We start from the raw sequence: 13,340 nt of genomic DNA, 5'->3' as shown, positions 1-13,340 counted from the left end.
AAACAGCCCTTTACGGGGCTGTTTTTCTTTACATAAATGTCTGTGTCTGACGTTTTACGCTGAACCTGTATGCGGCTATTAATAACAGGGCGGCGGCGAAGGCTCCCAAAATGATGATGTTCAGCGTCAGGCTTTGGAGCGTGCGGCCGTGCTGCAATTGATCGACCGTATCAAGCACCCAGCGCTGAGGCAGAAATTCGGCGATTGTCTGCACTGTTTTCGGCATAATATTGCCCGGAAAAAAGCAGCCGGCGAGCAAGCATGTCGGTACGACGATCAAGTTCAAAAGCGCCGATGCCGAAGAGCTGCTGTTGGAAAAACCGACGGCAATAAAGGCGATCCCGATTGCGCTTAATGCAAACAGCATCATCAGGACGAACAGCTGCCACAGCGGGAATGACGGATGAATATGAAAAGCGGCGCCCATAAAGAGAACGGCGAATATAATTTGGACGGCCATGATGATCATATTCACCGCCGCGTTCGCCAATACATACTGCTTTGACGTGATCGGCGTTGACAGAAGCCTGTAGTACGTCCTGTTTTCTCTCTCTTTAATCATCAGTTCCGTCAGGTTGCCGGCGGAATAGAGCATAATGATAATGAGATACCCGATGACTGAGTATGTCATTTCTTTATGGTTCGAAGTATCTTGTAAAACAGCGGACTCCGTTTGAATCGGAGAATGCTTGAAATCGGCGTACATCGCCTGAAAGGCCTTCGCGTCTCCGCCGGAAGATTTGCCGAGTGAGGCGGCGCTGTTCATATAATTGTACAAATAAGAGCTGACATATCCGGTGACCTGGGCGCCTTTCAGCGAGGTCATGCCGATGTGAGACGGTTTCCCGTCTTTTACGCTTTGGGAGAAGCCTTTTTCAAACGTAATGAGCGCCTCCATTTTTCCTGAAGCGATCTTTGATGAGGCGGACGCAGCCGTTTCCTCCGAAATCTTCACATGATCCAGTCCTTTTAAAAACGTGACCGTATCCTGTGCCATTTCTCCGCCGTCTTGATTGAGAATGCCGATATTGAGTGTTTCGGCTCCGCCGTTGGCATTGGTCATGAAGGAGAGGAAGACGCCGATCAGCGGAGCCCCGATATAAAGAATGAGCTGTTTTTTGCTTTTTGTAATTCCTTTGAGAGTGTGTGCAAACAGCCACCAGAAGTTTTTCATATTACAGTCCCTCCCGTCTTTGAAACGTAAATGCGGCGATCAGCAAAAAGAGTGCCGCCAATGCTGTATTTAAACCGAGTGCAGGCCATGCCGCTGATACATCATTTGCGTAAATGATGTTGTTAATCGCCTTATTGATCCAGGATAAGGGCGACAGGGCGGAAATTCCTCCGCCTTCATATTTGTAATAGGCGCCGCCGATAATGGACATTACCTGAACGATGATGACGGTGATTAATCTGGCGCTTTCGGGTTTTCTGGTCAAATAGCTCAGGCTGAGCCCGAAGCTGACGGCCAAAAGAATTTCAGAAACGAGAATCAACAGCACAAGTCCTATGTGGCTGCCCCAGTTCGCTTTCAAGATAAATTTGCTGAAGGCGACAAGGGCAAGAATCGTCAGAACATTCACAGCCAAAATGCCGAGCATCTTTCCGAGAAAGATATCGCTTTTCCGGAGCGGGGCGGCGATCAGGCGATCCGCGGTGTGCCGTACTCTTTCCCCGCGGAATAAGGAGCTGGCAAAAATCGAGGCGTACAGCCCGATCATCGTCGTCATGGATATCGCGTAAAAATCTTTCGCCTTCGGTTCTTTCGCTTTGTGTAAAGACGTCTGCTTTATATAATCGCTTTTGATTTGTCCGGCGGAAGGTGCCTTATGCGCCTTGTAAGCGGCGGCGCCTGCTTTGTATTGATTGGTAAAAGCGGTCAGCATGCCTTGGACGATCGTGCCGTTGATGCCGCTCCGGTCATTTGTACAGACTTGGAACCCGGTGTTTTTTACAGTGACGAAAGCATCCGCCTGATTTTCTCGAACCTCGTTTTTGCCTTTTGCCTCCGTGTCCGCTTTTTGAAAATAGACATGCTCTTTTTTGGCGGCTTTCATAAACTCAGTAAAATCATGAGAAAGAGGGCCGTTTGACTGGTCCGTATATACCACCTTGATGTTTCCGACCGTCACCTCTGAATCAAAGGCGTTAGATAATGCCGCGGTGAAAATCAGCATGAAGACAATCGGAAAAGCAAGCATGAAAATAAAAGTCCGTCTGTCGCGGAAACTGATTTTGATTTCTTTCCCGGCGATGTGCAGAATATTCATTTGCAATCCTCCTTTCAGTTAGGTCAGTCGCGCAGGCTTCTGCCTGTCAGCGTGAGAAATACCGTTTCTAAGTCAGGGGCCTGTTCCTGCAAGGAGCGGATTTCAATGCCTTTGTCCATGAAGTACCGGATCAGGCGGTTTAAATTGTTGACCCCTGTGTCAGAGCTGATTTTCACGCTGTTTTCTTCCAGTGCGGCGGCTCTGACGCCGGGCAGCTCCTGAATATCGCCGAGGCTGATGCCGTTTCCGGACGACAGCTCAATCACGACGTCCTTCGTGTCGGTAATGATGGAGGTCAGCTGTTCTTTTGTGCCTTCGGCGATGACTTTTCCGTGGTCGATGATGGCGATGCGCGTGCATATTTCTTCCACTTCCTCCATGTAGTGGCTCGTGTAGATGATCGTGCATCCCATTTCATTGAGCTTTTTCACTGATTGCAGAATATAATTTCTTGATTGCGGGTCAATGCCGACCGTCGGTTCATCCATGATGATCAGTTTCGGCCGGTGGGCAAGGGCGCAGGCGATATTAAGCCTGCGCTTCATTCCGCCGGAAAAATGCTTCGGCAGATATTTGTGTTTATCGCTCAAGCCGACGAATGTCAGGGCTTCCTCGACCCGTTCTTTCAGAGCCGCCCCTCTCAGGCCGTACAGACCTGCGAAGAACTTCACATTTTCATAGGCGTTTAATTCTTCGTAAATCGCGAGGTCCTGAGGGACGATGCCGATATTCATTTTCGTTGCTTTGCTATATTTGAAAATATCTTTTCCGAGAAACAGAATGTCTCCGCCTGAAGGTTTTAAAAGACCTGAGATCATATTGATCGTCGTGCTTTTTCCGGCTCCGTTTGCGCCGAGAAACCCGAAAATCTCACCTTCTTTTACGGCAAGCGACATCTGGTCAACGGCGGCATAATCACCGAATTTCTTACTCAGCTGTTTGAGCTCCAAAATGTTCATGTTTCCACCTCTATGTCTTATGATGCTCTTATTATAAAAAAAAGAATGAACGGCCGTTAGTGCAGCTGTTCATTCCTTTGACATGAGAATCTTCATATTTTTCACATGAAAACATTCACTTATTCAACCGGAAGCAATGTCGTAACGGAAAAACCGGCCGTGCCGTCAAAAATAACGGTTCCGTGCAGGACGGCCGCCCGTTCTTCCATACCGAGCATGCCGAGGCCTTTTTTAAAGCGGACAGCGCCGTTTCCGTTATCTTTCACTTCCGCTTTCACGGCTTTATTCAGCACATGGATATCAATGAAAATCTGCGTGGCATCGGCGTATTTCATCGCATTGGTCAAGGCTTCGGTTACGTTTTCCTGAATGACTCTCCAATGCATTTGCGTCAGCCTGTCCAAATCGCCTTGATGCGTAAACGGAACCGGCATCCCGTTTTTGGCCGAAAATTCATCAATAAACGTTCTTAATCTGTGAATGCCCATTTGTTCAGCGGGCGGTTTCATATTTTTCAGCGTTATGCGGATATCCTCTATGCCCTCTTTGGAAATGGTAATGGCGTTTTGGAGCAGTTCAGCCGCTTTGTCCGGATGGGAGCCGAGCATCCGCTTCGCCGCTTCCATCTGAATGAGCGCGCCGGTCATGGAATGGCCGATTTTATCATGGATGGCTTGGGATAATCTGTTTCTTTCCTCGAGTTTGCCGGTGTACTCCGATTGTTTGATATATTCTGTGCTGCTGTGCAGCTGTTTTGTCAGTTTTTCAATGCTTGAGCGCATGATGTCCGACTGTTCTTCATATTTCTTCAGCCGATTGCCGGATCGGGCGGCCAAAACGAAAATCGCCAGACAGAACAAGGTCATGACGATATAAGTCGGAAGGTCGCCGTACGGGATAAATAAAAACGGCAAAAACACGAGCAGGCAGAACACATAGCGGTGAACCGGATATTCGGCAAGAACGGCAAAAATGGCGGGCGGCAAAAGAAACAGAAACGCCGGATGGCCTAAGGCGGAAAGCCAAGCGGTCAATGCCAGCGCCATGAGGGTGATCCCGCGCCTCCAAACGGGCGGCCTGATCATGCAGACCGCGATGCCCAAAGACAGATAAAGCAGCAGAAACAAGACGGCGTACGGCGTGTAAGGGCGGTCTGCCGATACGAACAAAAAAGCCGTATAAAAAATGGCGATCAGTCTGCTCATCAGCATCCAAAAATCCATACCGTTCAACGCCCGTTATCCACCTTCCCGGTGATATAAAAAATGGCGATCTGCGTTCTGTGCTCAAGCCCCGTTTTCCCTAAAATAGATGAAATATAATTGGCCGTCGTCCCTTCAGAAATGAAAAGCTGTTTTGAAATTTCCCTGTTCGACAGTCCTTTCGCAATAAGCGACATGATGCTGAGCTCTCTTTCAGTAAACTGGCTTTCATTAATCTGATGCGCGGCTTCCGCCGGCCGGAAAAGGCTGTCTTTTATTTTGTCCAGCACGGTGTCCTGAAGAATGCTGTGCCCGTTGAAAACGCTTTTGATCGCATCGCGGATCCGTTCCGGTTCGGTGTTTTTTAATAAATATCCTTTCGCGCCGTTTTTAATTGCTTCTAAAATATACTCATCGTCGTCAAATGTCGTCAGGATCATCGGCTTCGTATCCGTTTCCTCAGCGATCCGTTTTGCGGCTTCGACGCCGTTCATCACCGGCATGCGGACGTCCAGCAAGGCGATATCGACGGGGTTGTGTTTACAATACTCTGCCGCCTCGAGTCCGTTTTCCAACGTTGCCGATACAGTAAATTCCTCATATGTATGCAAAATGATTTTCATTCCTTCTCTGATGAAAGAATTATCATCCGCGATAATGACATTAATCTTCATAGCCGCACCCTTTGTGTGTTTTTGTTTCATTATATACCATCCGATTTTAAATCAAAAAGCCTCCCGGCGAAAGGTGCGCGGAAGGCGGAACGGTCAAGCGGGTTTTTTCAATTGGATGAAAAACAGCATCAGAAAAGAAATGATCACAATACAGATCACCCACACCCAGGCGAGTGTTTCATTGCCGGAGTCCATCGCGACGTAAATTGCTGTCGGCAGCGTTTGGGTGACGCCGGGAATATTTCCCGCAAACATTAAAGTCGCCCCGAATTCACCTAGCGCCCTTGCAATACTGAGAATGCTTCCGGTCAAGAGGGAGGGAAAGGCAAGCGGGACGGAAATACGGGTGAACACCTGCCACCTGCCGGCTCCGTCTACTTTCGCCGCTCCCTCGATGTCAGCATCAATCGCGGCGAAGCCGGTTTTAGCGGACTGATACATAAGCGGGAAGGCGACAATGGCCGAAGCGATCACCGCGGCCGACCACGTGAAAATGACGGGCTGGTGAAAAATCCGCTCAATCGCCCGGCCGATAAAGCTGTGTTTCCCGAAAATGATAATGAGAATGAAGCCGACAACGGTAGGCGGGAGAACGAGCGGGAGCATAAACAGAGTCTCCACAGCCGTTTTTCCGGGAAATCGCGCTTTCGCCATCCAGGCGCCGGCAAGCGTCCCGAGAATGATGACGGCGATGCCCGATGCCAAAGCCACCTCAAATGACAGTACGACGGGAGTGAAAAACTCCGAAGCCGTAATGTTACTTGGCAGTAAATCCATATTTCTTAAACACTTTCATCGCTTCATCTGACTGCAGATACTGATAAAACGCTTCTGCTTCTTTACGGTGCTTTGTATCCTTGACGATGCCGACAGGATACACGATCGGATCGTGCGTTTTCGCCGGTGCTTCATCGGTGATTTTCACCTTTTTCGAAATCAGTGCGTCTGTTTTATAGACAAGCCCGGCATCGACATTTCCGGTTTCAACATAAGAAAGCACCTGGCGGACGTCTTTTGCATAGACGACTTTATCTTTTACCTTGTCCCACAGGGATAATGCCGTCAGTGACTGTTTGGCGTATTGTCCGGCCGGAACGGATTCAGGCGTGCCGAGCGCGATTTTTTCCGTGCTGTCTTTTTTCAGGTCATTCAGATGTGTCAGGTGTGCGCTGTTTTTCTCAGGCACGATCATGACGAGATCATTTTTCAAAAGATCCGTGCTGTCCTTTTTGTCGATATCTCCGTCATGAACGAGCTTTTCGAATTTATCTTCGGCTGCCGAGAAGAATAAATCAGCTCCCGCGCCTTGTGAAATTTGTTTTTGCAATGTGCCTGATGATCCGAAGTTGTCTTGAATGGTTACGTTTGAATGTGATTTTTCGTAGTTGGTCTGGATTTCTTCAAGTGCATCCTGAGCGCTGGCTGCTGCAGAAACGGTCAGCGTGACTTTTTCGTTTTGTCCGCCTTTGGACGATTGTCCGGATGAGCAGCCCGCAGTTGCGAGGAAAACGGCCATAGCCGCAGTTGTGAGTAGTGTCGCTTTCTTTTTCAACATTGTGCACCCCTTATAGCTAAATATCATTAGATCAAACTAATTATAACGCAATTGTACGTGATGGTGCGGTTTTTTTTCAATATCTGAACAGTTATAATAAAAACGGAGCGTGATAATATGACAGAAGCCACTTCCTATACAATAGAAGAAGTTGCGGGCCTTTTGAAGGTCTCCAAACTGACAGTATATGATTTGATAAAAAAAGGACTCATTCCGGCGTACAGGGTCGGAAGACAGATGAGGGTCGATGAAGAGGACTTAAAACAATATAAAGCAAACATGAGAATGTCAAAAAAGCCATCCGCAGCAGAAGCGCCTGGCCCGTCACGCGGGCGGGAGCCGGAAAAAAGGCAGTCCGTTATCATCAGCGGGCAGGATGTGTCGATGGACCTCCTCAGCAAACAGCTGGAACAAACAATACAGGCGGCTCCGCTCCGCAAGTACAGCGGCAGTTTGAACAGCCTGATCGAGATGTACCGCGGGGCCTGTGACATCGTCAGTCTGCATTTATACGATGGGGAGACGGGGCAGTATAACATCCCGTATGTGAAGCGCATTCTTTCAGGTGAGCCGTTTGCGCTTTTTCATGTCGTGCTTCGTCAGGCCGGATTATATGTGAAAAAGGGCAATCCGCTGAACATTCAGGGCTTTCAGGACATGAGCAAAAAGGATGTCCGCATCGTCAATCGTGAAAAAGGATCAGGCGCGAGGGTGCTGCTGGATGAACAGCTCAGATCATTCGGCATCACGCCGTCTGATGTCGCCGGATATCATGACATTGTCACGGATCATCTGTCAGCGGCTTCACAAGTATCAAGCGGAAAGGCGGATATCGGAGTCGGGTCGCAGCATGCGGCGCATATGGCAGGCACGGACTTTATCCCGGTGATCAGTGAGCAGTACGATGTGGTTGTGTTAAAACAAAACCGGGAGCTTGTTCAAAGCGTGCGGGACATTCTTAATTCTGAGGAATTCAAGTCTCAGCTTTCTCAATTATCCGGATATGATACGAAAATGACAGGACGGCTCATATATGAAACATGAAAAATCCCTCCATATAACGGAGGGATTTTTTTATTGCTTATAAAACCGCAGCAGGTCGCCGTTTAATATTTTATCGGAAAGCATCAGCTCTTGTTCCGCTTTTTCTTTCTCATCGCTGCACGCGCTCATGTCAGAAAGCGGTTCACCGGTTTTGCGGCTGTAACACGTATTTTTCGTATAAATATGGTCATCCGTGATAAAGCTGCCGTTTCTCAGCACCGCAAACGGTGTCCGCTCTCCGGAAAACAGATCATTGCCGAACTGAATGCTGCCTTTCGTTTCAATGCCGAGCAGGTGAAGCAGCGTCGGCCTTACATCAACCTGTCCCGCGGCCGAAGCAATCGTTTCCGGCGCACGGTCGGTCACCCCGGGAATATGAATGATAAACGGCACGCGCTGAAGCTGAACCGTATCAAACGGAGTGATTTCCTCTTTCCCTAAGAATTCGGCAAGTCCTTGATTATGGGCTTCGGATATACCGTAATGATCTCCCATCAGGACGATCATCGCGTTGTCATACAGCCCTTCTTTTTTCAGCTTCTTGAAAAAGTGTTTCAGAGCCTCATCTTCATAGCGGACCGTCGTCACATAGCGGTTTAATAACTCGCTGCTTGTGTCCGGTTCCTCAATGAGCTGATCCTGTTGATCAATTTCAAAAGGAAAATGGTTGGTCAAAGTCAGCAGGCTTGCGTAAAACGGCTGCGGAAGCTTCTTTAATTTTTCCGCTGACTGTTCGAGAAACTCCTTATCTTTCAGGCCCCAGCCTGTTGAATTTTCCTGTGTCACCTTAAATTCATCCGCGTCGAAAAAACGGTCGATTCCGAATGCCCCGTACATCTCATCCCGGTTCCAAAAGGCTTTATGATTGGCATGCAGAACGGCTGAATAGTATTGATGATCTTTTAACATATGGTACATCGTATTGAACCGGTGGCCGCTTTTTGTAAAAAAAACGGCGCCGCTTGAAGACGGATACAGCGAATTCGCAGTAATGAATTCTGAATCTGAGGTTTTTCCCTGTTCAGTCTGCTGATAAAAATGAGTGAAGTCATAACTTTTTTTTCGCAGTTTGTTTAAAAACGGGGTAATCTCCCGTCCGTTGACCCGCTCATCCATTACAAAACGCTGTGTTGATTCGAGCGTAACAAAAATCACATTGCGCCCCTTTGCAAGCCCGAATTTTGAATCGGACGGCCTGCTGTAGCCGGCTTGAGTGTAATTCGCGACCGCCGCAAGGCTGTCTTCATCGGCAAACGCTTTAGCCCCTGCATTCAGTGTCTGCGAAATGGTGTCATACAAATGAAAGTGGAACAGGCCGATTCCTTTTACGAGCGCTTCACGATCAAAAGGGTGCTTGAACAGCTTCGGCTGCTCGGCCTCAGACAGCGCAAGGTTGCACAGCATGAGGCCGGCTGATGCCCACGCATACGCTTTAACGGTACGGGCGCCCGCTTTTCCTTGATCGGCTTTATGCCTTTTACCAAGATAAAACAAAACCGCAATATCCAAAAATAAAGCGATGTAAAGCGGGTGAAACAGCTCTTGGACGCTGCTTCCCATATCACCCATATTGCTTGCCTGAAACAAAACCGGTATGGTGATAAAATCAATATAAAACCCGTAAAACACCGTATTCGCGATTAAAATTCCCGTCAGCATCACATTTGCCGAAAGCAGAAAGATCCGCTGTTTTTTTTCCGTTAGCAAGAGGGCGATGCCGAACAGCGGCACAATGAAGCTCAGCGGATTAATGAGAAGCAGACATTCCTCAAGAACCGAATTGTTCTGCAGACCGAAACCGAGCTTATACACGGCATAGGTTTTCATCCACATGAACAGGATGGACAGGCATAAAAACCGATGATTGCTGAAAAAGGTTTTCTTCATATGTATGACTCCTCACCCTAAAAGCGAAAAGACGCTTTTTGTTTAAGAGATGCGGCCGTGAACCAGTTCGTATAAATAATAGCAGGATACAATCGTTAAGCCGGCCAGCACAAGCTGCTCCGAAAAGCTCCCCGTTCTCATATAAAGGGGAAGACGGAAGCGGATGGCGGACGGAAACAGCAGTTTAATGCCGTTGACGGTCCATGCGTCAAGTACAAGGTGGCTCGCCATTCCGATCATCAGTCCGGCGGAAATGCTCGGATTCGGAATATAGGTTGCCGTAATGAAAAACATAATAAGCATAAACAGCAGGCTGTGTGTAAACGTTCTGTGGCCGAACACCGTGCTTACGATTTTGGACAGAACGGGCAGCGTCCTGCCGATTTTACTTTTCGTATGGCATATGTCGGGAATCAGCGCCCCGAGGGCACCCGCTGAGGTCATAAGGACCGGATCATACCCGTAATAATACGCAATTGCGGAACAAGAAGCGATGCCTCCCATGATGTGTGTTTTTCCTGTCATTTTTCGCTTCTCCTTTTTATTTTTGCCAAAATCCCCTGAATTACAAATATATCAAGAGAATGCATGTTTGATCAACAAACTTTACCTGTTCCGCCAAAAGGAAGGAGACGCGGATTCCGCATATTCTGCCGCGGAAAAAGACACATTATAGGTGTACCTATATTTGATAAAGAGGTGATACAGATGGCTTTCTTTAACAAAGAAAAAGGAAAAAACAGCGATAAAAACAAAAACGTCATTCAAGGCGCGCTTGACGACGCCAGTGCAGCTCTGAAAGACGATCCGCTTCAAGAAGCTGTTCAAAAGAAAAAAAACAACCGCTGACCATATAAGACGGGTAGGGCGAACGCTCTATCCGTTTTCCGTCTAATATTTCCCTTTGACAGATCTTTTTATCTCTGATAACCTCTGAGTAGAATTGAATGATAAAAATCCTCACTCTTTCTCGGTGAGGTAGAGGTTGCGCTTGATGATGAGTCGCACATGCCAGGCTGATAAGGGGCCGCAAAACATGTGTTAAAGGCATCAGCGCCGAAGTGTAAAGAAAGCCGATCCTTCTTTATGCTGGGACTGTATCTGAATAAGTGCAGGACTGCCGCGTGCTTTTTCGCGGAGGGCTATCCGGAGATCAAGGGTGTGTGTGTTTCTTTAAGCATGGACTTTTGTTCAGGCTTTTTTTTGCGTGTAAATATGGTCTCGGGGTCTGGTCCGTACGAATGAACAACCAGGAGGTACAGGAATGGAACAGACGAAAAAATGGGGTTTTTGGTTATTAACGGCGTTTGTCGTAGGAAATATGGTAGGCTCGGGCATCTTTTCGCTTCCGAGTACGCTCGCAAAAATCGCGAGCCCGTTCGGCGCCACATCGGCATGGCTTTTAACGGGAGCCGGTGTGTTAATGATCGCGCTGGTCTTCGGCCACTTATCCATCCGCAAGCCTGAGCTGACGGCGGGGCCGCAAAGCTATGCGCGTGCGCTGTTCAGCGATCGGAAAAAAGGGAATGCAGCGGGCTTCACGATGGTGTGGGGCTACTGGGTGGCGAGCTGGATCAGCAACGTGGCGATCATCACGAGCCTTGCCGGATATTTAACATCATTTTTCCCGATTTTAACGGATAAGCGTGAAATGTTTTCGATCGGCGGTCAGGCGGTTACGCTCGGCCAGCTGCTGACGTTTGCCGTATGTACGGTTTTATTATGGGGCACTCACACGATCCTCGTCACCAGCATTAACGGTGCGAGTAAATTAAATTTCGTCACGACGTTTTCAAAAGTATTAGGATTTATCTTCTTTATCATTGCAGGTTTGTTTGTATTTCAAACGTCGTTTTTCGATCATTTTTATTTTCCTGTTCAAACAGGTCCTCACACGGTTGAGGGAATCGGCGGACAGATCCACAATGCGGCGATTTCAACATTATGGGCGTTCGTCGGAATTGAATCGGCAGTCATTTTATCCGGGCGCGCCCGTTCGCAGCGCGACGTGAAACGCGCCACCATTACCGGATTATTGATCGCGCTCAGCATCTATATCATCGTGACATTGATTACGATGGGCGTGCTTCCGCATGGTAAGCTTGTCGGCTCGGAAAAACCGTTTGTTGACGTATTGTACGCGATCGTCGGCAGCGCGGGAAGCGTCATTATGGCGATTCTGGCGATTTTGTGTCTGTTCGGAACGATGCTCGGCTGGATTCTTCTCGGTTCTGAAGTTCCGTATCAAGCGGCGAAATCAGGAGACTTTCCCGCTGCTTTTGCAAAAACGAATAAACAGGGAAGCCCGGTTGTGTCGTTAATCGTAACGAACGTGATGTCACAGATCTTTATCTTTTCGGTTATTTCCCGGACGATCAGTGACGCGTTTACGTTTTTAACAACGGCGGCGACGCTTGCTTATCTGATTCCGTATCTCGTGTCAGCGTTTTACAGCCTGAAGCTCATTTTTACGGGTGAAACGTATGACGAGATAAAGGGCTCAAGAGTAAGAGACGGTATCATCGCCATCCTTGCCTGCATTTATTCTTTTTACGTCATTATTACCGGAACGGCCGATTTAACGACCTTTATTCTCGGTATCGGGCTGTTTTTCGTCGGTTTGCTGTTATATCCTTTCGTCTCAAAGAAATTTGCAAACAACAGACAATCGGTATGACAAAAAGACATCTCACGTCAGTGAGATGTCTTTTTTTGTTTGCGGCAGCGGATTACTTTTTGACGGCGTGTATATAATGAATGGTCTCGAATGCGGTTAAATGGTCAGTGCGTCCGCTGAAAAAACGGTCATTGACGTCCGCCGGAGATAAATGTTCATAAATAAGCAGACCTGATGATTCTAATATCTTTTCGATTTCTTTATAACTGAAACACGATAACATCGGTTCCCCGCTTGCTGCAGCCATTTTCACCATGTTTTCCACTCTGTTTGACAGTCCTCTTTCTTCAAAGAGCGACTCATCTGCATAATCAAACACGATAGAGCTTCCTGGCGGGACTTCGGCAAATAATTGTGTGAGCAGGCGGGCGAGATGCTCTTTCGTAAGGTAGTATGACACACCGAGCAGGCTGAAAAAGGTTTTTTGGCGTGAAAAACCTTCCTGATACAGACGGCTGAAAGAAAGCGAAGCGGCGAAGTCCATCGGTACAAAATGAAGATGATGGGAAATGTCGAGATTCAGATGTTTCAATCTGTTTATTTTGTCTTCCTGTGAAGCGGGATGATCGATTTCAAATATGTCTAAGGCGTTTGTCACCTCAGGATGTCTGAAACAGAAAGTATCCAGTCCCGCGCCAAGGATGACATACTGTTTGGCCCCGAGCTTCACTTCATTCAAAAGCACTTCTTCACAATATGCGGCACGGGCTAACGGTGTAGGAGACAGCTGTACTTGAGTCACCCATTTTAAGATGTCATCCGGTTGGCCTTGAAGCCTCTGTGCCATGTCTTTACTGAAAAATGATATACCTTGAATGAGATGATCGCGGATGTCCGAATGCTCTTTTTCAGAAATCAGATCTTGTGCCAAAAAATCATCAAATATCACCGGGGTGTCGTATTTACTATGGTACGCCCTTCCGAAAGCGGACAGCAGGGAAGTCATACTCGCCTTGTTTTCTTTCATATAAAGATCCTCCGTTATTTACATCAATCTCCGGCCGGGAGAATCTTATTATACATGTTAATCCAAAAATGTAAATTATAGCATAAATAAATTTTTTGTCAAGTT

General features: G+C 47.7%; 13 protein-coding genes and 1 riboswitch. Of the genes, 3 read left to right on the top strand and 10 right to left on the bottom strand.

Going from position 1 to position 13,340, the window contains the following annotated elements; translation table 11 throughout:
* Window positions 1–28: 28 nt before the first annotated feature.
* The 7 genes from OWN49_RS06230 to modA all read right to left on the bottom strand — a co-directional run bounded on the left by OWN49_RS06230 (window position 29) and on the right by modA (window position 6,660).
* Window positions 29–1,174: an ABC transporter permease gene (locus OWN49_RS06230; RefSeq protein ID WP_176283523.1), complete on the bottom strand. Its 1,146-nt coding sequence runs from the start codon at window positions 1,172–1,174 to the stop codon at window positions 29–31.
* Between the two features lies 1 nt (window position 1,175).
* Window positions 1,176–2,270, bottom strand: coding sequence for an ABC transporter permease (locus OWN49_RS06225; RefSeq protein ID WP_176283522.1), 1,095 nt, complete (start codon window positions 2,268–2,270; stop codon window positions 1,176–1,178).
* A gap of 23 nt (window positions 2,271–2,293) precedes the next feature.
* Window positions 2,294–3,229 (bottom strand): ABC transporter ATP-binding protein, encoded by a 936-nt coding sequence (locus OWN49_RS06220; protein WP_015240573.1) that lies wholly within the window; start codon window positions 3,227–3,229, stop codon window positions 2,294–2,296.
* A 119-nt stretch (window positions 3,230–3,348) separates the two neighbouring features.
* Complete coding sequence (locus OWN49_RS06215; protein WP_025649276.1) at window positions 3,349–4,452, bottom strand: sensor histidine kinase; 1,104 nt, start codon at window positions 4,450–4,452, stop codon at window positions 3,349–3,351.
* 5 nt (window positions 4,453–4,457) lie between these two features.
* Window positions 4,458–5,105, bottom strand: coding sequence for a response regulator transcription factor (locus OWN49_RS06210; protein WP_070082734.1), 648 nt, complete (start codon window positions 5,103–5,105; stop codon window positions 4,458–4,460).
* A gap of 93 nt (window positions 5,106–5,198) precedes the next feature.
* Window positions 5,199–5,882 (bottom strand): molybdate ABC transporter permease subunit, encoded by a 684-nt coding sequence (gene modB / locus OWN49_RS06205; protein WP_003151755.1) that lies wholly within the window; start codon window positions 5,880–5,882, stop codon window positions 5,199–5,201.
* Window positions 5,863–6,660, bottom strand: coding sequence for a molybdate ABC transporter substrate-binding protein (gene modA / locus OWN49_RS06200; RefSeq protein WP_102422517.1), 798 nt, complete (start codon window positions 6,658–6,660; stop codon window positions 5,863–5,865). Before modA ends, modB begins: the two co-directional genes overlap by 20 nt.
* 117 nt (window positions 6,661–6,777) lie before the next feature.
* On the opposite strand from modA, the gene OWN49_RS06195 reads away from it, so the two are divergent.
* Complete coding sequence (locus tag OWN49_RS06195; RefSeq protein WP_146275489.1) at window positions 6,778–7,704, top strand: substrate-binding domain-containing protein; 927 nt, start codon at window positions 6,778–6,780, stop codon at window positions 7,702–7,704.
* Between the two features lie 30 nt (window positions 7,705–7,734).
* On the opposite strand, the gene OWN49_RS06190 is transcribed toward OWN49_RS06195, so the two are convergent.
* Together OWN49_RS06190 and OWN49_RS06185 are read right to left on the bottom strand one after the other, a co-directional pair.
* A complete protein-coding gene (locus OWN49_RS06190; RefSeq protein ID WP_070082357.1) occupies window positions 7,735–9,591 on the bottom strand; it encodes an LTA synthase family protein in 1,857 nt (618 codons plus the stop codon).
* A 42-nt stretch (window positions 9,592–9,633) separates the two neighbouring features.
* The gene (locus tag OWN49_RS06185) at window positions 9,634–10,116 is read right to left on the bottom strand and encodes a metal-dependent hydrolase (protein WP_003151759.1); all 483 of its coding nucleotides are present in this window, start codon (window positions 10,114–10,116) and stop codon (window positions 9,634–9,636) included.
* 183 nt (window positions 10,117–10,299) lie between these two features.
* On the opposite strand from OWN49_RS06185, the gene sspJ reads away from it, so the two are divergent.
* Together sspJ and OWN49_RS06175 are read left to right on the top strand one after the other, a co-directional pair.
* Complete coding sequence (gene sspJ, locus OWN49_RS06180; protein WP_003151760.1) at window positions 10,300–10,440, top strand: small acid-soluble spore protein SspJ; 141 nt, start codon at window positions 10,300–10,302, stop codon at window positions 10,438–10,440.
* Window positions 10,441–10,562: 122 nt separating this feature from the next.
* Window positions 10,563–10,744, top strand: a riboswitch (Lysine riboswitch).
* Between the two features lie 111 nt (window positions 10,745–10,855).
* Window positions 10,856–12,268, top strand: coding sequence for an amino acid permease (locus OWN49_RS06175; protein WP_071392268.1), 1,413 nt, complete (start codon window positions 10,856–10,858; stop codon window positions 12,266–12,268).
* A gap of 52 nt (window positions 12,269–12,320) precedes the next feature.
* Here the strand turns inward: OWN49_RS06175 and OWN49_RS06170 are convergent, their stop codons facing one another.
* Window positions 12,321–13,235, bottom strand: coding sequence for a class I SAM-dependent methyltransferase (locus OWN49_RS06170; RefSeq protein WP_146284079.1), 915 nt, complete (start codon window positions 13,233–13,235; stop codon window positions 12,321–12,323).
* Window positions 13,236–13,340 lie beyond the last annotated feature (105 nt).

It is taken from the genome of Bacillus sp. NEAU-242-2 (genome assembly GCF_027853835.1).
GTDB classification, from domain to species: domain Bacteria; phylum Bacillota; class Bacilli; order Bacillales; family Bacillaceae; genus Bacillus; species Bacillus velezensis.
Note: the sequence above shows the minus strand (reverse complement) of the source record. Positions and strands in the feature narration are given on the sequence as shown.